Annotated in this window: 19 protein-coding genes; 10 read left to right on the top strand and 9 right to left on the bottom strand. The window is 59.3% G+C overall.

All coding sequences use genetic code 11. The features are described 5' to 3' along the window. Positions 1-59: 59 nt before the first annotated feature. Positions 60-275, bottom strand: coding sequence for a TIGR02450 family Trp-rich protein (locus tag AC1DVF_RS14155; RefSeq protein WP_093441373.1), 216 nt, complete (start codon positions 273-275; stop codon positions 60-62). Further along, positions 272-1,258 carry an NAD(P)/FAD-dependent oxidoreductase gene (locus AC1DVF_RS14150; RefSeq protein ID WP_099757164.1) on the bottom strand — a complete coding sequence of 329 codons (987 nt, stop codon included), beginning with the start codon at positions 1,256-1,258 and terminating at the stop codon, positions 272-274. Before AC1DVF_RS14150 ends, AC1DVF_RS14155 begins: the two co-directional genes overlap by 4 nt. A gap of 197 nt (positions 1,259-1,455) precedes the next feature. Between AC1DVF_RS14150 and AC1DVF_RS14145 the strand changes: the two genes are divergently transcribed. After that, positions 1,456-2,358 carry a TIGR01777 family oxidoreductase gene (locus tag AC1DVF_RS14145; RefSeq protein ID WP_460088975.1) on the top strand — a complete coding sequence of 301 codons (903 nt, stop codon included), beginning with the start codon at positions 1,456-1,458 and terminating at the stop codon, positions 2,356-2,358. Positions 2,359-2,371: 13 nt separating this feature from the next. Next, on the top strand, positions 2,372-3,397 hold the full coding sequence (gene hemH, locus AC1DVF_RS14140) for a ferrochelatase (RefSeq protein WP_093441360.1): 1,026 nt from the start codon (positions 2,372-2,374) through the stop codon (positions 3,395-3,397). Positions 3,398-3,513: 116 nt separating this feature from the next. Here hemH and AC1DVF_RS14135 read toward each other — a convergent pair whose 3' ends face one another. Further along, the gene (locus AC1DVF_RS14135; protein ID WP_077574503.1) at positions 3,514-4,788 is read right to left on the bottom strand and encodes a uracil-xanthine permease family protein; all 1,275 of its coding nucleotides are present in this window, start codon (positions 4,786-4,788) and stop codon (positions 3,514-3,516) included. A 2-nt stretch (positions 4,789-4,790) separates the two neighbouring features. Continuing rightward, positions 4,791-5,429, bottom strand: coding sequence for a uracil phosphoribosyltransferase (upp, locus tag AC1DVF_RS14130; protein WP_007912842.1), 639 nt, complete (start codon positions 5,427-5,429; stop codon positions 4,791-4,793). 163 nt (positions 5,430-5,592) lie between these two features. Here upp and AC1DVF_RS14125 point away from each other — a divergent pair, with 163 nt between their 5' ends. From AC1DVF_RS14125 to AC1DVF_RS14115, 3 genes are all read left to right on the top strand, one after another. Further along, entirely contained in the window at positions 5,593-6,150 is a 558-nt protein-coding gene (locus AC1DVF_RS14125) for a hypoxanthine-guanine phosphoribosyltransferase (RefSeq protein WP_008086142.1), read from the top strand. A gap of 180 nt (positions 6,151-6,330) precedes the next feature. Continuing rightward, positions 6,331-6,810 carry a hypothetical protein gene (locus tag AC1DVF_RS14120; RefSeq protein WP_477782638.1) on the top strand — a complete coding sequence of 160 codons (480 nt, stop codon included), beginning with the start codon at positions 6,331-6,333 and terminating at the stop codon, positions 6,808-6,810. A 63-nt stretch (positions 6,811-6,873) separates the two neighbouring features. Then, positions 6,874-7,161 (top strand): PA4642 family protein, encoded by a 288-nt coding sequence (locus AC1DVF_RS14115; protein WP_093441345.1) that lies wholly within the window; start codon positions 6,874-6,876, stop codon positions 7,159-7,161. A 67-nt stretch (positions 7,162-7,228) separates the two neighbouring features. On the opposite strand, the gene mqo is transcribed toward AC1DVF_RS14115, so the two are convergent. Together mqo and AC1DVF_RS14105 are read right to left on the bottom strand one after the other, a co-directional pair. Continuing rightward, positions 7,229-8,737, bottom strand: coding sequence for a malate dehydrogenase (quinone) (gene mqo, locus AC1DVF_RS14110; RefSeq protein ID WP_477782637.1), 1,509 nt, complete (start codon positions 8,735-8,737; stop codon positions 7,229-7,231). A gap of 710 nt (positions 8,738-9,447) precedes the next feature. Next, the gene (locus tag AC1DVF_RS14105; protein ID WP_007912834.1) at positions 9,448-9,681 is read right to left on the bottom strand and encodes a hypothetical protein; all 234 of its coding nucleotides are present in this window, start codon (positions 9,679-9,681) and stop codon (positions 9,448-9,450) included. Positions 9,682-9,885: 204 nt separating this feature from the next. Here AC1DVF_RS14105 and AC1DVF_RS14100 point away from each other — a divergent pair, with 204 nt between their 5' ends. After that, positions 9,886-10,470, top strand: a complete 585-nt coding sequence (locus tag AC1DVF_RS14100) for a YajG family lipoprotein (protein ID WP_007912832.1) — start codon at positions 9,886-9,888, stop codon at positions 10,468-10,470. 292 nt (positions 10,471-10,762) lie between these two features. On the opposite strand, the gene AC1DVF_RS14095 is transcribed toward AC1DVF_RS14100, so the two are convergent. Further along, positions 10,763-10,969 carry a hypothetical protein gene (locus AC1DVF_RS14095; protein WP_008083982.1) on the bottom strand — a complete coding sequence of 69 codons (207 nt, stop codon included), beginning with the start codon at positions 10,967-10,969 and terminating at the stop codon, positions 10,763-10,765. Positions 10,970-11,162: 193 nt separating this feature from the next. Here AC1DVF_RS14095 and AC1DVF_RS14090 point away from each other — a divergent pair, with 193 nt between their 5' ends. After that, positions 11,163-11,441 carry a hypothetical protein gene (locus tag AC1DVF_RS14090; protein WP_016985168.1) on the top strand — a complete coding sequence of 93 codons (279 nt, stop codon included), beginning with the start codon at positions 11,163-11,165 and terminating at the stop codon, positions 11,439-11,441. 60 nt (positions 11,442-11,501) lie between these two features. On the opposite strand, the gene AC1DVF_RS14085 is transcribed toward AC1DVF_RS14090, so the two are convergent. Next, positions 11,502-12,665, bottom strand: a complete 1,164-nt coding sequence (locus AC1DVF_RS14085) for a 1-acyl-sn-glycerol-3-phosphate acyltransferase (RefSeq protein ID WP_477782636.1) — start codon at positions 12,663-12,665, stop codon at positions 11,502-11,504. Positions 12,666-12,807: 142 nt separating this feature from the next. Here AC1DVF_RS14085 and AC1DVF_RS14080 point away from each other — a divergent pair, with 142 nt between their 5' ends. Genes AC1DVF_RS14080 through AC1DVF_RS14070 form a run of 3 tightly spaced genes read left to right on the top strand, consistent with a single transcriptional unit; the run spans position 12,808 to position 13,920 of the window. After that, positions 12,808-12,990 carry a CPXCG motif-containing cysteine-rich protein gene (locus AC1DVF_RS14080; protein WP_320336337.1) on the top strand — a complete coding sequence of 61 codons (183 nt, stop codon included), beginning with the start codon at positions 12,808-12,810 and terminating at the stop codon, positions 12,988-12,990. Positions 12,991-12,999: 9 nt separating this feature from the next. Then, entirely contained in the window at positions 13,000-13,260 is a 261-nt protein-coding gene (locus tag AC1DVF_RS14075) for a putative signal transducing protein (protein ID WP_007912819.1), read from the top strand. Between the two features lie 36 nt (positions 13,261-13,296). Then, positions 13,297-13,920 (top strand): SOS response-associated peptidase, encoded by a 624-nt coding sequence (locus AC1DVF_RS14070; protein ID WP_093441316.1) that lies wholly within the window; start codon positions 13,297-13,299, stop codon positions 13,918-13,920. 220 nt (positions 13,921-14,140) lie between these two features. Here AC1DVF_RS14070 and AC1DVF_RS14065 read toward each other — a convergent pair whose 3' ends face one another. After that, complete coding sequence (locus tag AC1DVF_RS14065) at positions 14,141-16,282, bottom strand: methyl-accepting chemotaxis protein (RefSeq protein WP_477782635.1); 2,142 nt, start codon at positions 16,280-16,282, stop codon at positions 14,141-14,143. Between the last annotated feature and the right edge of the window lie 167 nt (positions 16,283-16,449).

The raw sequence follows: 16,449 nt of genomic DNA, 5'->3' as shown, positions 1-16,449 counted from the left end.
CAAATTCATTGATTGAAACACCGCCTTCGCGAGCAAGTTCGCTCCCACAGGGACGCTATTTACTTCCAGCCCTGCAGCCATTCAGCGTTGTTTTGTAGTGTCTGCCAATCGAGTCGCTCAGCACGTTGGGTCAACACCGCTTGTAACTCAACCTCCAGCACCGTGCCTTCCTCGTCGCGAAACAGCTCGGTCACCAGAAAGTGTTTTTCACGATTCTGCGGGTGGGCTGCTGTCCATTTCGACAGCAGCAATTTACGCGGATTGATGCGGTTCATTGCAGGTGTTCGTGCAAGCGTCGCGCGGCTTCCTGGCCACTGAGCCAAGCGCCTTCGACACGGCCAGACAGGCACCAGTCGCCGCAGGCATACAAACCCAGATCGGCATCGGCCAGGGTGCCCCATTCGTGGCCCGTCGCCGGACGTGCGTAGAGCCAGCGGTGGGCGAGGCTGAAGGTTGGCGCGGGCATGGCGCTGTGCAGCAGTTCGGCAAAAGCACCGTGCAGTTGCTCGATCACAGCTTCCTTGGACAGGTCGATGTGCTGCCGGCTCCATGCGCTGCTCGCATGCAGCACCCAGGTGTCGAGTGTGTTGTCACGTCCGGGTTTGCTGCGGTTGCGTGCCAGCCAGTCGAGCGGACTGTCCTGCACGAAGCAGCCTTCAAGGGGCGTATCCAGCGGTGTATCGAAGGCGAGGGCGACAGCCCAGGTCGGGTCCATTTTCACCCCGGCGGCGGCCCCGGCAAGTTTCGGGGCAGCGGCCAGTAAGGCTGTCGCTTGAGGGGCCGGCGTGGCGATCACCACGTGACTGAACGGGCCATGGGTGAAGCCTTCGGCGTCCTGCAAGTGCCAGTGCTCTTCACCGCGAAAGACCTCGGTGATGCGGCAGGCAAAGTGCACTTCCAGGCCATCGAGAAGTCCACGAGTGATGGCGCTCATGCGCGGTGTACCGACCCAGCGCGTCTGCTCGTCCGGCGACAGATTCAGTTGCCCGCCCTGATACGTGTAGAGCTGCGGTGTCCACTCGGCGACCCAGCCCAGGCTTTGCCAACGCTGCACTTCGGTGACGAAGCGCCGATCACGCGCGGTGAAATATTGCGCGCCCATGTCCAGCGAGCCAGCGTCGCTGCGCTTGCTCGACATGCGCCCGCCGCTGCCGCGACTTTTATCGAACAATTGCACGGTATGCCCGGTCTCTGTCAGAGCCTGGGCGGCGGAAAGTCCGGCGATGCCGGTGCCAATGATTGCGATAGGTACAGTCATAGGGGCCTCGTTTACCTTTCTGTACAGACTACGCCGTGGATGAAACCTGTACAATTTTGTTTTTTGGTATAACTTCTAGCGTTCTCGATCTGACAGCTTGGCCTATGGTTAAACAATAGAGCCTGCCCGATAGAAAAGATCCCTGTTTATAAAAATAGACTAGTGATCCGGGTTAAACGCCACGCGAGGAAGATGTCATGCACATATTGCTGACCGGCGGTACTGGTTTGATCGGACGTGCGCTCTGCCGACACTGGTCGCAGCAGGGCCATCGCCTGACGGTCTGGAGCCGAAAACCGGAGAAGGTCGCGAAGATCTGCGGTGCGCAGGTGCGTGGCATCTCGCGTCTGGAAGATCTCGGCGATGAGCCTGTGGACGCGATCATCAATCTGGCCGGTGCGCCGATTGCCGATCGGCCGTGGACCCATCGACGCAAAGCGTTGCTATGGAGCAGCCGTATCACTTTGACGGAAACACTGTTGGCGTGGCTCGAAACCCGCACGCAGAAACCGGCATTGCTGATTTCCGGTTCGGCGATCGGCTGGTACGGCGATGGTGGTGAGCGCGAATTGACTGAAGATTCGCCGCCGGTGATCGACGATTTCGCCAGCCAGTTGTGCATCGCCTGGGAAGAAACCGCGCAACGTGCCGAGGCGCAAGGCATCCGTGTGGTGCTGGTGCGAACCGGTCTGGTGCTGTCGGCCGAGGGCGGCTTTTTGTCGCGGCTGTTGCTGCCATTCAAACTCGGGCTCGGCGGGCCTTTGGGCAATGGTCGGCAGTGGATGCCGTGGATTCATATCAACGATCAAATCGCCCTGATTGATTTTCTTCTGCATCGTGATCAGGCCAGTGGTCCTTATAATGCGTGCGCGCCGAAACCTGTGCGCAATCGCGAATTTGCCAAGACGCTGGGCAGCGTTTTACACCGCCCGGCGTTCATGCCGATGCCGACGCTGGCGCTGAAAGTCGGTCTCGGCGAGATGTCATTGTTGTTGCTCGGCGGCCAGAAGGCTATGCCGGCACGCTTGCTGGAAGCGGGTTTCACTTTCCAGTTCACGGATTTACGTGCGGCCCTGGACGATCTCTCCAGCCGCCTCTGAAATAGGACGTTGCATGACCGATCACGCCTTGCTTCTGGTCAACCTGGGTTCCCCGGCCTCAACCTCAGTGGCCGATGTGCGCCGCTACCTCAATCAATTCCTGATGGACCCGTACGTGATCGACCTGCCGTGGCCGGTGCGGCGTCTGCTGGTGTCGCTGATCCTGGTCAAGCGCCCGGAACAATCGGCCCACGCTTACGCCTCGATCTGGTGGGAGGAGGGCTCACCGCTGGTGGTGCTCAGCCGTCGTCTGCAACAGCAGATGACCGCACAGTGGAATCACGGCCCTGTGGAACTGGCGATGCGCTATGGTGAGCCGTCGATTGAAACCTGCCTGCTGAAACTGGTGGCGGCGGGGCACAAGCGCATCACGCTGGCACCGCTGTATCCACAGTTCGCCGACAGCACCACGACCACAGTGATCGAAGAAGCCAAGCGGGTGATCCGCGAAAAGAAACTCGACGTGCAACTGTCGGTGCTGCAGCCGTTCTACGATCAGCCGGAATATCTGGATGCGCTGGTCGAAAGCGCCCGGCCGCATCTGCAGCAGGATTACGATCACTTGCTGCTGAGCTTCCACGGTCTGCCTGAGCGGCATCTGACCAAACTCGATCCGACCGGCAATCATTGCTTCAAGAATGAAGACTGCTGCAAGAACGCCTCGCCTGCGGTATTGGCGACCTGTTATCGCGCGCAATGCCTGCGTACTGCGGCGTTGTTTGCTGAGCGCATGGGCCTGCCGGATGGCAAATGGTCGGTGTCGTTTCAGTCGCGTCTGGGCCGCGCCAAGTGGATCGAACCCTACACCGAGGCACGGCTGGATGAGCTGGCGAAAAGCGGCGTGAAGAAAATACTGGTGATGTGCCCGGCGTTTGTCGCCGATTGCATCGAGACGCTGGAAGAGATTGGTGATCGCGGCAAAGAACAGTTCCGCGAAGCAGGGGGCGAGGAATTGGTGCTGGTGCCGTGCCTGAATGACGACCGGCAATGGGCTAAGGCGTTGGCAACCCTCTGCGAAAGAGCGCCGCTGGCGTTGTAGTGATCGTTCCCACGCTCTGCGTGGGAACGCCTCTAGGGACGCTCTGCGTCCAGTGACGCGGAGCGTCACGGGCTGCATTCCCACGCAGAGCGTGGGAACGATCAGATCTTGAAGGCTTAGATCAGCGGCTCATCCGCCTTCTTGTTCTTCCAGCCATCATTGCCCGGCAGAATCAGGTTCAGCGCTATCGCCACCACCGCGCACAGCGCGATGCCTTTGAGGCCAAAGTCGTCCGGACCGGTACCGGTGCCGACCAGCACACCGCCAATGCCGAACACCAGCGTCACCGAGACAATCACCAGATTGCGCGCTTCGCCCAGATCGATCTTGTGACGGATCAGGGTGTTCATCCCCACTGCCGCGATCGAGCCGAACAGCAAGCACAGAATCCCGCCCATCACCGGCACCGGAATGCTTTGCAGCAGCGCGCCGAACTTGCCAATGAACGCCAGGCTGATAGCGAAGATCGCCGCCCAGGTCATGATTTTCGGGTTGTAGTTCTTGGTCAGCATCACCGCACCCGTCACTTCGGCGTAGGTGGTGTTTGGCGGGCCGCCGAACAGACCGGCGGCGGTGGTGGCAATGCCGTCGCCGAGCAGGGTGCGATGCAGGCCCGGCTTCTTCAGGTAATCGCGACCGGTCACGCTACCCACAGCAATCACACCGCCGATGTGCTCAATGGCCGGAGCCAATGCCACTGGAACGATGAACAGAATCGCCTGCCAGTTGAATTCCGGCGCGGTGAAGTGCGGAATCGCAAACCATGGCGCTGCGGCAATCTTCGCGGTATCAACGACACCGAAATAGAACGCCATGGCAAAACCGACCAGCACGCCGGAAATGATCGGCACCAGGCGGAAGATGCCTTTACCGAACACCGCCACGATCAATGTGGTCAGCAATGCCGGCATCGAGATCAGCATCGCGGTCTGGTAATGGATCAGTTCAGAACCATCGCCAGCCTTGCCCATCGCCATGTTCGCGGCAATCGGCGCCATCGCCAGGCCGATGGAAATGATCACCGGACCAATCACCACCGGTGGCAGCAAGCGGTCAATAAAGCCCGTGCCTTTGATCTTCACGGCCAGGCCGAGGAAGGTGTAGACGAAACCGGCTGCCATCACACCGCCCATGGTCGCGGCGAGGCCGAACTGGCCCTTGGCGAGAATGATCGGGGTGATGAAAGCGAAGCTCGACGCCAGAAACACCGGCACCTGACGCCCGGTGACGATCTGGAACAGGATCGTCCCCAGACCCGCGGTAAACAGTGCCACGTTCGGGTCCAGGCCCGTGATCAGCGGCATCAGCACCAGGGCGCCGAAAGCCACGAACAGCATCTGGGCGCCGGACAGCACCGTGCGCCAGAGCGGATCGTTGAACTCTTGCTGCATGGTCACGCGTCCTTCTGCTTGGTGCCGAAGATCTTGTCACCGGCGTCGCCAAGCCCTGGGATGATGTAACCGTGCTCGTTCAAGCGCTCATCGATGGACGCGGTGTAGATGGTCACGTCCGGGTGAGCCTTTTCTACGGCGGCAATACCTTCCGGCGCGGCAACCAGCACCATGGCGCGGATGTCTTTGCAGCCGGCTTTCTTCAACAGATCAATGGTCGCCACCATCGAGCTGCCGGTGGCGAGCATCGGGTCGATGATCATCGCCAACCGTTCGTCGATTTCCGGAACCAGTTTTTCCAGATAAGTGTGCGCTTGCAGGGTTTCTTCGTTGCGAGCAACGCCCACAGCGGAAACCTTGGCACCCGGGATCAGGCTCAGCACGCCTTCAAGCATGCCGATGCCGGCGCGCAGGATCGGCACGACGGTGATCTTCTTGCCGGCGATTTTCTCGACCGACACGGTGCCGCACCAGCCTGCAATATCGTAGGACTCCAGCGGCAAATCTTTGGTAGCTTCATAGGTCAACAGGGCGCCGACTTCCTGAGCGAGCTCACGGAAGTTCTTGGTGCTGATATCGGCGCGGCGCATCAGGCCGAGTTTATGACGGATCAGCGGATGGCGGATCTCGAGGATGGGCATGGAAAAACTCCGGCGGCGGGCAAAAAAACCGGCCTAGATTAATCTATCCGAGGGTGATGTCCTATAGGACATTCTGTACGTTAGTCCATAAAGGCTTGATTCGGCCTCAATGGATGCGTACCTTTGCCCGCTTTTCCGAAAACATCCCCCCCTGGAGAGCGCCATGTCCGCTGATCTCGAGCATATCCGTCAAATCATGCGAGAGGCTGACTGCCTGTACACCGAAGCTGAAGTCGAGGCCGCCATCGCCCGCGTCGGTGCACAAATCAACGAACAACTGGCTGACAGCAATCCGGTAGTGTTCTGCGTGATGAACGGCGGGCTGATTTTCTCCGGCAAACTGCTGACGCATCTGCAGTTCCCGCTGGAAGCCTCCTACCTGCACGCGACCCGTTATCGCAACGAAACCAGCGGCGGCGACCTGTTCTGGAAAGCCAAGCCGGAAGTTTCGTTCATCGACCGCGACGTGCTGATCATCGACGACATCCTCGACGAAGGTCACACCCTCGGCGCGATCATCGACTTCTGCAAACACGCCGGTGCGCGCAAAGTGCACACCGCCGTGCTGATCGACAAGGATCACGACCGCAAGGCGCGTCCTGACCTGAAAGCCGATTTCGTCGGCCTGCCGTGCATCGACCGCTACATCTTCGGTTACGGCATGGACTACAAAGGCTACTGGCGCAACGCCAACGGGATCTTTGCCGTTAAAGGCATGTAATCCGCGCCTCGATCTAAATGTGGGAGCGAGCTTGCTCGCGAAAGCGGTGTATCAGTCGACATCGATGTTGAATGTCAGTCCGCCTTCGCGAGCAAGCTCGCTCCCACAGTTGTTTTGTGTGTGCTGATCCATCCGCGATACCCGTGCTAGAGTGCTCGGCCCCGCCCTCCGGAGCCTGTCATGCGCCTCTTGATCCGCAGCTTTGCCGCCCTGTTGCTGACCTTCAGCCTGCCGCTTTTTGCCGCGCCGATGCACAGCCAGTTCCTGCCGCCGGACGATTTGACCGTGCGCGATGCCGAGCCCGAGCAGCAGCAACTCATGCAGGTCACCGATTACTCCGTGGTGGTCGGCGCACAACGCCAATCCAATCAGCAGCCGATCCCGGTCACTTCACCGCTGCTGATTCGCCTCAAGGGCAAATCCCTGAACAAGGGCGCGACCATTACTCAAGTGCTGGTCAATTTCGACGGCGAAAGCAAAAGCCTGAAAAAGCCGGTTTATGACGACAAGAGCAAAACCCTCACACTGTTTTATCCACAGGCCCAATACCGCGTGATCATCGATCTGCTGCGCAACGACACCGTGTACGTGCAGTTCCTCAGTTACGCCAACGGCCACATCTGGGCCGATTTGCACACCGGGGCGGTGCGATCGCGTTGAGCCGGGCGGCCGGGCAGGGGTAAACTGCCCGCCCCGTGTAATGTCTGCGAGCTGGAGTCGGCAATGCGTAAAGATAAGAAACAAGTGATTGGTGACGAGATCGGCGATGAGCAGATCAAGCTGTTCCTCGACTTTGAGCCGGTCGACGCCACTTCGCCGTCGCTGCACAAACTGATCAAGGCTTATCGTGGCCTGCGCATTGATGATTTCGAGCGGTTTCTGGGCTTCTTCGTCGCTGCCGGTTACGACGTTGATGGCAAGGACGAGCAGGGCAAGACCTTCGTTGAGCTGATCGCCGATCAGCGCAATGCCCCGGAATACATCGAGCTGATCGAAAAGTCCCGCACCTGAGACTTTTCCCAGGCATAAAAAAACGCCCCGCACTCACTGAGTACGGGGCGTTTTTTATACGGCAAGATCAAGCGTAGCTTGGGGTCTCGCTGCTTTCTTCAACCAGTTCCAGCGCGATGTTGTTCTGCGTGTTGATCTTGCGATACAGCGCAGCATCGGTTTCCAGGACCTTTTCACGGGCCGGGAAGATCTCGGCCAGTTTGCCAGCCCACTCACCCTTGGCCTTGGCCGGGAAGCATTTCTCGATCAGTTCCAGCATGATCGAAACGGTCACCGAAGCGCCTGGCGAAGCGCCGAGCAGGGCGGCGAGGGAGCCGTCCTTGGCCGACACCAGTTCGGTACCGAACTGCAGGATGCCGCCCTTTTTCGGGTCTTTCTTGATGATCTGAACCCGTTGGCCGGCCACTTCCAGGCGCCAGTCTTCGGCTTTCGCCTCCGGGTAGAAGCGGCGCAGGGAATCCAGACGCTGCTCCATCGATTGCATCACTTCGCTGACCAGGTACTTGGTCAGGTCCATGTTGTTTTTCGCCACGGCCAGCATCGGCCCGATGTTGCCGGCGCGAACCGACAGCGGCAGGTCCATGAAGGAGCCGTGCTTGAGGAACTTGGTGGTGAAACCGGCGTATGGCCCGAACAGCAGGGACTTCTTGCCGTCGACTACGCGGGTGTCCAGGTGCGGCACCGACATCGGTGGCGAACCCACCGCGGCCTGGCTGTACACCTTGGCCTGGTGATGCTTGACCACTTCCGGGTTATCGCAACGCAGCCACTGGCCGCTGATCGGGAAGCCGCCGAAGCCTTTGCTTTCCTCGATGCCCGAAGCCTGCAGCAACGGCAGCGCCGCGCCACCCGCGCCGAGGAAAACGAACTTGGCGTCGACTTCACGGCTGCTGCCGCTGTTGACGTCCTTGATGCTGACGGTCCAGCCAGCGCCGTTACGCTTGAGGCCGGTGACGCGCTTGCAGTATTTGACTTGAGTGTCGGGAGCGCTGGTCAGGTGCTTGAGCAACTGGTTGGTCAGGGCGCCGAAGTTGACGTCGGTGCCGTTCATCACGCGGGTCGCGGCGAGGACTTCGTCCGGCGAGCGGCCCGGCATCATCAGCGGCATCCACTCGGCCATCTTGGCCTTGTCTTCGGTGTACTCCATGTCGGAGAACGCGTGATGCTTGTGCAGGACCTCGAAACGTTCCTTGAGGAAGGAAACGCCTTTGTCGCCCTGAACGAAACTCAGGTGCGGCACCGGGCTGATGAATGATTTGCACGAGCCGAACGTGCCTTTCTTGGTCAGGTACGACCAGAACTGCTTCGACACCTCGAACTGGGTGTTGATGTGCACGGCTTTCTTGATGTCGACGGTGCCATCGGCGGCTTGCGGCGTGTAGTTCAGCTCGCAAAGGCCAGCGTGACCGGTGCCGGCGTTGTTCCAAGGGTTGGAACTCTCGGCAGCACCGGAATCCATCAGCTCGACGACTTCCAGCTTGATCGCGGGGTCGAGCTCTTTGAGCAGCACGGCCAGGGTGGCACTCATGATGCCCGCCCCAACCAGAACTACGTCGACTGCTTCGTTATGCGCCATTTAACGCGTCTCCAAAATCTGCAGCACCAAATTGTCGGCATGGCTGCCAGGCGTTCCGGGACAGGTCAGTGATGTCCAGGCTATCCATGGTCAGGTTCGCCATGTCCGAATCTTCGCAATTTTTCGCAACTTCGACGGATGTATGCGGCTTGGCTTTCAAGAGCTCCATGAACTCATTTCAGCACGCAGCTGGCAATTCGACTTATGGTCGAGACATCCGTTTTTGTGCAACCAAATCCGTAGCGGACAGGCTTCAGGCTCCGATATTCGAGGTATACCCGGTCCTGTGTCGTTGGGCTGTTTCAGACGCTAATGGTGCATGTTCAGACGCAAAACTTTTCATTTGCTCGCCACACTCTTGTGAAGTTGTGAAAACCCGTTTTTTTCACGCTCTTTTGAAGACGTGAACCTCAAAAAAGGGCTGTCCAGGCCTGGCACCTTGCCCGCAAAGGCAAAACAACGCGGTGGCCGAGCGTCATGACAGCTCTGCAGATTCGCGAAAAGCGGGGTTTTTGCCGGTAGAACAGGCAAGCGCGCCAACTTCACTCGATCTGTGTGGGCGGCTCTCTGTGGGCGATTTTGGGTGTCGATGCATGCGCATTGACGCTGTTGCGGGGCCCGATCAGGAGACGTCCTTATAATCGGGGGGAGATTGTATCGAAGAAATGCGGGCAGTTGCTCGTGTTTAATGACTTTTATTAGGCATCCGGTCAGATGCTCAACATCGCTTGCACCCGTGCACGGGGCTGCGACGCTATGACGCGGGCGCTGGCGGGCAGTGGCTGGTGCAACCAGTTGAGGCGGATTTCTTCGATTTCCACCCAACCGTCGCCCATCGGCTGCAGGCTGCACTGCTTGAATGCCTGGCAATGGCCATTGCGGTCGAGCAGGGCGAAGCTGCGGTGCAGCGGACGTGGGGCGAACAACGAGATCAGATAACGCATGATTGAGTACCTTGTGGGGGACTGATTGCAAGGTTGCCAATGCGCCGTGACGTGAACGTGTATGCCGGGTGAATAATCTGTGACAGGAACCGCTTTCCCACGGGTTTGTCAGACATTTCAGTATTCGCTGCCGGGCGCTGGTTACCCGCACTGGCCCACCGCTATACTGCCGGCCTGTTTGTGCCTGATTCTGGAGAGAAGAGCATGTTGCAACGCCTGTTGTTCGGTTTGATCACTGTGGCCGGTTTGACCCTGGCCGGCTGCGCCCACAGCCCGCAACAACTGAGCCCGGAGCCAAAGCTGACCACTCAGCTGCCAGCGGTCGGCCGTGGCCAGCCAGTCGTCGTGCGTGTGGTTGACGGTCGTCCGTCGCCAACGTTGGGCACCCGTGGCGGCCTGTACCCGGAAACCAGCGCTATCACCGTGCAGCGCGAGCAGATCCTGCCGAAGTTGCAGGCTCAGGCTGAAGCCGCCGTGCGTTTGCTCGGCTTCACCCCGACCAACAACGCGCCAAATGCTCCGCAGTTGACCGTGACCCTGGCCGAGCTGAAATACCAGTCGCCGAAAGAAGGCATGTACGTGACCGAAGCGACCATTGGCGCAACCTTCCGCTCTGATGTGCAGAACGCCAACCGCCGTTATAGCGGCCGTTACGGCGCTTCGCTGGACCAGCGTTTCGGCATGGCGCCGAACCAGGAAACCAATACCAAACTGGTCAGCGATGTATTGAGCGATGCGCTGACGCGTCTGTTCAAGGATCCGACGGTGGGTCAGGTTCTGGCTGAGTAAGTTTTCGGCGGATGTGAAAAAGCCCGGGATCAGTGATGAGCCCGGGCTTTTTTGTGGGACTTGAAATCGTACCCCCTCACCCCAGCCCTCTCCCCCAGGGGGGAGAGGGGGAAAGGGAGCCGATCTGTGTTGTGCCTGGGATCTGCATTCATCTCGGAGTTTCAGGTCGATTTGCGTTGTTCTTGAGATCTACATTCACCTCGGACTTTCAGGTCGATGTACCTCGACAAAACAACTCGGTCGGTTCCCTCTCCCTCGGGGAGAGGGCTAGGGTGAGGGTGCTTTTGCTTTTTCAGGCCGCCTGGGAATAAAAGTCGAGGACGCTGACACCCGTCAGCAAATCAGTCTCGGGCAAATCCGCATGCTGATGCCCGCCCAGCGCGCAATACACCAGCCAATGGCGATCCTGAACATTGAAGGCAAGGCTGCCGACGAGACTTTGCTGTTCGTCGTAAGGGGTGATGAGGTACAGACGATCCTGATTTTCAGCGTGAAGCATGTCGCGTTCCATGTGCGTTTCGAGGCGCGCATCTTGGTGTATCCACATGACGAATCCGTGACACAGGGCAGCCATCGGTCGATTGTCAGGTTATTTGTCGCAAAGGCTGGGGTTGAACGGGCAGGTTTGGTTAGAATCCGCGCCGCAGTCGTCGATCTGGCGTCTGCCACACCGGTTCAGATAGAGGTCTGTGATGTCGCTGCACTTGATGACGCTGTTTACCGCCCATCCCGCCAAGTTGATCAACTTGCTGGCGTTGTTGTTGGCGTTTCCGGGGAGTTGGCTGCTGCACGCCACTCGTCGCCGTGAACAACGTGCGATGGCCAGCATTGCCGCTCAGCGCCAGGCGCAACCGAATGCCGAACCAATCCTTGATTGGGCGACTTTGCGCATGAACCGGTTTTTCTATCGTTTTGGTTTTGCTTGCCTCGGGCTGGCCCTGATCGTCTCCTGGATCAGCACGCGCTTCTGAAAGCTTCAGGCATAAAAAACGGCGCCCGAAGGCGCCGTTTTTGCGTCAGCTGGAAACCGCTTACAACGGCAACCCAGCCTTGACCCGGTACTGATTACGCACCGGCGTCGCATATTGCAGCACCAGATATGGACGATGCTCTTCCGGGCACGCATCCAGCCGGCTCTGCCACTCTTGCTGCGCCTTGGCCAGCTCATCCGCCGGGAACACCTCGGCAGCTTTCGGCACATTCAACTGCGGATCGGCATCGGCCCACTGGGCGTACGCCAGGTAGTGCACCGGGAACAACCGGTAACCGCCGAGAATTTGCTTGTCCATCTCGACCGCCAATTGCTTGGTGTCTTCGAACAGCTCGGTAATCGGCGCGGCAAAGTTCACGTGCACCCGGCCCTTGTAGCCGGTGATGCCCTTGGCAATGCTCACATCATCCTCACCCGGCGCTTTCGCGTAAGTGCCGGTGGTGGCGCGGATGTACAGCTCGCGAGCCTTGGCCTGGTCGCACGGGTCATATTCGTAGCTGATCGACACCGGGGTAACGTTCAGCGAGCGGATGACTTCGCCGAACGGCTCGTCCTTGCGGCTCATGTGGAACATCTTGAGGATCGCCGACTCGGTGCGGTCGTCGCCGTCCTTCGCCCGGCCTTCAGCCTGAGCGATCCAGATCGACGCGCAATCGTTGCGGATCGAGTGGTTGATGTACGCTGATAACAGTTGATAAGCGGCCATTTTCTCGCGACGGCCGGTGATCGAACGATGAACGATGAAACTCTTGTTCAGGCGCATCAGGTCGCTGACAAACGGCTTCTGCAGCAGGTTGTCGCCAATCGCAATGCGCGGCGTCGGCAGGCCGGCGTGGTACACGGCGTAGTTGACGAAGGCCGGGTCCATGACGATATCGCGGTGGTTGGCGATGAACAGATAAGCGCTGCCGGACTTGAATTGCTCGACACCGGTGTAGGTCACGCCATCGGTGGCGCGCTCGATGGTGTGGTCGACGTAGGACTCGACCTTGTCCTGCAACGTCGCCACCGACGTCACGTCGGCGAACTCACGACGCAGCCGATGGGCTATAAGTGGTTTGAGCATCCAGCCGAAGGCACCGGCAAAACGCGGGAAGCGGAAGTGGGTGAGGATATCTAGAAACGCCTTGTCGCCGAGCAGTCTTGCCAGTACCACAGGTACTTCGCTGTCGTCGTAAGGTCGGATGGCATCGAATTCGCCCATCATGCTCTCTTGTTGGAAACGGCTAGGGTAAGTAAAGGTTTTGATCGAAAACCCGCGGGGCACGGTCTGAAAAAGTAGCCAGACAAAAATAGCCCTGCAAATAGACCGGCGATTATACGCACAAGTCACTTGGGAGACCGCGATGCTGGAAACCGAGCATTATGAATGTCCATATTGTGGGGAGCGGTGCGAAGCGGTTCTGGATTTGTCCGGAGGAGATCAGCAGTACACCGAAGATTGCCCGGTATGTTGCAGGCCGATCAAATTCAATCTGCAGACTGACGGTCAAGAATGGATGCTCGATGTGCACAGTGAAAACGAGTGAGGCGCGCCCATGCAGCGAATCTACGAGCCGGAAAACCTGATGGAAGGCGAAATGCTCAAGGGCATGCTCGCCAGCGAAGGCATCGAGGCGCATCTGATCGGCCGCGATTTGCTCGGTGGTACGGGCGAATTGCCGATTTTCGGTTTACTGGGACTGTCCGTCGATAACGACCAGGCCGAATACGCCCGTGAGCTGATCACCGCGTACAATGCCGCGCTGCCGCTGCCCGGCGATGAACCGGAGAGCTTCCCCGGGACGCTGGTCTGTTAGGCTGGCCTTCGTTTTACTTCAGAGTCGTGTTGCCCCATGTGTGGACGTTATGCCCTGTTTCGCTGGAACCGCGATTTCGCGGCCCTGCCTGGTTTTCCCGCCGATCAGCAGGCGCAGTGGAACATTTCCCCCAATGATTCGGTGTTGATGCTGCGTGCCGGTGAAGATGGCCAGCGCAGCCTGGCCCGCGCCCGTTGGGGATTAACGCCGCCGTGGCTGACCGATCTGTCGAAAACACCGGCACATGCCCGGGCGGAAACCGTGGCCGAGCAGCCGATGTTCCGCGAAGCCTTGCGTCTGCGCCGCTGCCTGCTGCCGGCCAACGGTTTTTACGAATGGCGCGGGACGCAGCGCAAGCGGCCGTTCTGGCTGACGCCGGGGGAGGGTTCTTCGCTGTTTTTCGCGGCGATCTGGGAGGCGTATCCGGTGCAGGAACAGGTGTGGTTGAGTACGGCGGTGATTACTCAGCCGGCGTCGAGTCAGCGCCGGCCGTTGATTCTCGATGAGGCGGGGCAGGCGGCGTGGCTCGATCCCGAGACGCCGTTGCATGTGTTGCAGGGGTTGCTGGCCAGTGAACCGGCGGCGCTGCGTGAGCGGGTGTTGGCGAATCTGATCAATGATCCGAAACTCAATGGGCCGGAGTGTCTGACTCCGGGTTAAAGCATTTAGATCAAAAGCCCCTCACCCTAGCCCTCTCCCAGAGGGAGAGGGGACTGACCGGGGGATATTGTCGTAATACACCGACTTGAACGCTCTGCTTTGAATCCATAATCGACTGGTTATTTCAGGTCGATGTATGAAGGGAGACAACTCGGTCAGTCCCCTCTCCCTCTGGGAGAGGGTTAGGCGGGCGGCGTTCCGATGAGGGGCTTTTCGCTTTTCAGACCTTGAACTGATTGATCAACCGCCGCTGCTGCTCCGCCAGTTTGGTCAAATCGGCACTCGCCGAACTCGACTCATCCGCGCCCCCCGCCACTTCATTGGCCACTTGCCCGATGTTGATCACATTGCGGTTGATGTCATCGGCCACCGCACTCTGCTCTTCCGCCGCACTGGCAATCTGCGTGTTCATGTCGTTGATCACCGAAACCGCCTGGGTGATCGTTTCCAGCGCTTCAGCCGCTTTCGCCGCATGCTGCACGCTTTCGTCAGTGCGGTTCTGACTGTCCTCCATGACCCGCACCACATCGCGGGTGCCTTGTTGCAGTTGCTGGATCATGGTCTGGATTTCTTCAGTGGCTTTCTGGGTTTTCTGCGCCAGATTGCGTACTTCGTCGGCCACAACGGCAAACCCACGCCCCTGTTCACCGGCACGCGCCGCCTCGATCGCCGCGTTCAGCGCCAGCAGGTTGGTCTGCTCGGCAATCCCGCGAATCGCCGTGAGAATCGCATTGATGTTCTCGCTGTCCTTGGCCAGCGTCTGCACCACGTCTACGGCCTTGCCGATTTCCACCGCCAGCACACCAATCGAGTTCGAGGTGTCACGAACAATCTGCATGCCCTGACTCGCCGCCTGGTCGGCATGGCTGGCCGCTTGCGCAGCCTGCGTAGCGTTGCGCGCGACATCCTGAGCGGTGGCGGTCATTTCCTGCACCGCCGTGGCGACCTGATCAATCTCGGCCATTTGTTTTTGAATGCCGATGTTGGTGCGAATGGCGATGTCAGCGGTGTGTTCCGAGGAATCGCTGACGCTCTGCACCGACGTCACCACCTGCGTGATCATCGCCTGCAACTTGGCCAAAAAGGTATTGAAACCCTTGGCGATCGAGCCCAGTTCATCACTGCGATCGCTGCTCAAACGTCGGGTCAGATCACCTTCACCTTGAGCGATGTCATTGAGCATCGCGACCATTTGCTTCAGCGGTCGGGCGATGCCGTGGCCGACCAGCCAGATCACCAGCAGACCGAGGCCGGCGATCAGCAGACCGACCATGGCCATGCCGAAGGTGTCGGATTTGCGCTGAGCATCCAGATCGGCCTGTAGCTTTTGCAGATCAGCCATCACCGCGTTGAGTGGCAATTGCAGCATCAGTGTCCAGCGTGCGTCGGTCTGGCCGATGCCGAATGGCAGGTACAGTTCGATGCGACCCTTGTCCTTGTTGACCGAGTAAGTCACTTCGCCGCGTTTGAGATTGGCCATGTTGGCGGTCTGCTCAGCGTCGAGGATGTCGCTGACTTTTTCGCCGAATTTGCTCGGGTCTTTGGTGTAGGCGACGATCCGGCCGTTGCCGCCGATCAGGGCCATTTGCCCGGCGCCGCTGTAGAGCTTCTGGTTGGCGCCGAGGAGCATTTCCTGAATGAAGTTCACCGACAGGTCGGCGCCGACAATGCCCTGGAAGGCGCCGTTAAGCATGATCGGTTCGATAAAGGAGGCGAGCATGACGATCTTGTCGCCGACCTTGTACGGCGCCGGATCGATCACGCAGGATTTTTTGCTTTCTTTCGAGCACAGGTAGTACTCGCTGGCACGCACGCCGGTAGACAGGACTTTCTGGTCGTCGACATCGACCAGTTTGTCCAGGCCAAGGGTGCCGTCATCGTTGCGGAACCACCACGGCAGGAAGCGCCCGTTGGCGGCATCGATCCCGACCACGCTGGTGCCGATATAGGCCGCGTCGTTGTGATCGAGGGCGTTTTTCTCCCAGCCGATGTAGGTGCCGAGAATTTTCGGGTTCTTTTCGACGTTCTCTTTGATCAGGCTGATCAGTTGCTCGCGACTGACAGTGAGGCGCGGCTGACCATCTGCGCCCGGCGTACCGAGCAGGGCGTTGACCCGCACCAGGCCACCGGCAATCAGCAGCGGCGCTTCGAGTTCGCGCTGGATCTGGCTGACCTGGGTTTGCGCCAGCGAGGTCAGGCGCTGTTCGATGACTTGCTCGAACTGCGCCTGGGTGCGCTGTTGCACCATCTCTTGCGTGCGCGCGCCGGAAAACAGCGCATACAGCACCAGCGCGGCGACCACGCTGAGGACGATGGCGCCGGCCAGGGCGGCGACGGAAAACTGGATCGACTTGAACTTCATGGGAGCTCCGCACGCAAGAGGACGTCTGCGCTGATGTATCGGCAGCGGGCATTGGGCCATGAGTGCGAGCCGGTGCAATTGAAAGCCAATGTCGCAAATGGATCAGTGCGCGACGCAGTTGCACGGGACTTGGCGGTCGCTGTGAATTTTTTGCGACAGCTCTGGTG

The sequence above is a fragment of the Pseudomonas sp. P4_D7 genome (assembly GCF_056401755.1).
Note: the sequence above shows the minus strand (reverse complement) of the source record. Positions and strands in the feature narration are given on the sequence as shown.

Bases quoted from the DNA above. Each gene is read 5' to 3' on its own strand.
- AC1DVF_RS14155 (WP_093441373.1), bottom strand. From the start codon at position 275: ATGAACCGCATCAATCCGCGTAAATTGCTGCTGTCGAAATGGACAGCA.
- AC1DVF_RS14150 (WP_099757164.1), bottom strand. From the start codon at position 1,258: ATGACTGTACCTATCGCAATCATTGGCACCGGCATCGCCGGACTTTCC.
- AC1DVF_RS14145 (WP_460088975.1), top strand. From the start codon at position 1,456: ATGCACATATTGCTGACCGGCGGTACTGGTTTGATCGGACGTGCGCTC.
- hemH (WP_093441360.1), top strand. From the start codon at position 2,372: ATGACCGATCACGCCTTGCTTCTGGTCAACCTGGGTTCCCCGGCCTCA.
- AC1DVF_RS14135 (WP_077574503.1), bottom strand. From the start codon at position 4,788: ATGCAGCAAGAGTTCAACGATCCGCTCTGGCGCACGGTGCTGTCCGGC.
- upp (WP_007912842.1), bottom strand. From the start codon at position 5,429: ATGCCCATCCTCGAGATCCGCCATCCGCTGATCCGTCATAAACTCGGC.
- AC1DVF_RS14125 (WP_008086142.1), top strand. From the start codon at position 5,593: ATGTCCGCTGATCTCGAGCATATCCGTCAAATCATGCGAGAGGCTGAC.
- AC1DVF_RS14120 (WP_477782638.1), top strand. From the start codon at position 6,331: ATGCGCCTCTTGATCCGCAGCTTTGCCGCCCTGTTGCTGACCTTCAGC.
- AC1DVF_RS14115 (WP_093441345.1), top strand. From the start codon at position 6,874: ATGCGTAAAGATAAGAAACAAGTGATTGGTGACGAGATCGGCGATGAG.
- mqo (WP_477782637.1), bottom strand. From the start codon at position 8,737: ATGGCGCATAACGAAGCAGTCGACGTAGTTCTGGTTGGGGCGGGCATC.
- AC1DVF_RS14105 (WP_007912834.1), bottom strand. From the start codon at position 9,681: ATGCGTTATCTGATCTCGTTGTTCGCCCCACGTCCGCTGCACCGCAGC.
- AC1DVF_RS14100 (WP_007912832.1), top strand. From the start codon at position 9,886: ATGTTGCAACGCCTGTTGTTCGGTTTGATCACTGTGGCCGGTTTGACC.
- AC1DVF_RS14095 (WP_008083982.1), bottom strand. From the start codon at position 10,969: ATGCTTCACGCTGAAAATCAGGATCGTCTGTACCTCATCACCCCTTAC.
- AC1DVF_RS14090 (WP_016985168.1), top strand. From the start codon at position 11,163: ATGTCGCTGCACTTGATGACGCTGTTTACCGCCCATCCCGCCAAGTTG.
- AC1DVF_RS14085 (WP_477782636.1), bottom strand. From the start codon at position 12,665: ATGGGCGAATTCGATGCCATCCGACCTTACGACGACAGCGAAGTACCT.
- AC1DVF_RS14080 (WP_320336337.1), top strand. From the start codon at position 12,808: ATGCTGGAAACCGAGCATTATGAATGTCCATATTGTGGGGAGCGGTGC.
- AC1DVF_RS14075 (WP_007912819.1), top strand. From the start codon at position 13,000: ATGCAGCGAATCTACGAGCCGGAAAACCTGATGGAAGGCGAAATGCTC.
- AC1DVF_RS14070 (WP_093441316.1), top strand. From the start codon at position 13,297: ATGTGTGGACGTTATGCCCTGTTTCGCTGGAACCGCGATTTCGCGGCC.
- AC1DVF_RS14065 (WP_477782635.1), bottom strand. From the start codon at position 16,282: ATGAAGTTCAAGTCGATCCAGTTTTCCGTCGCCGCCCTGGCCGGCGCC.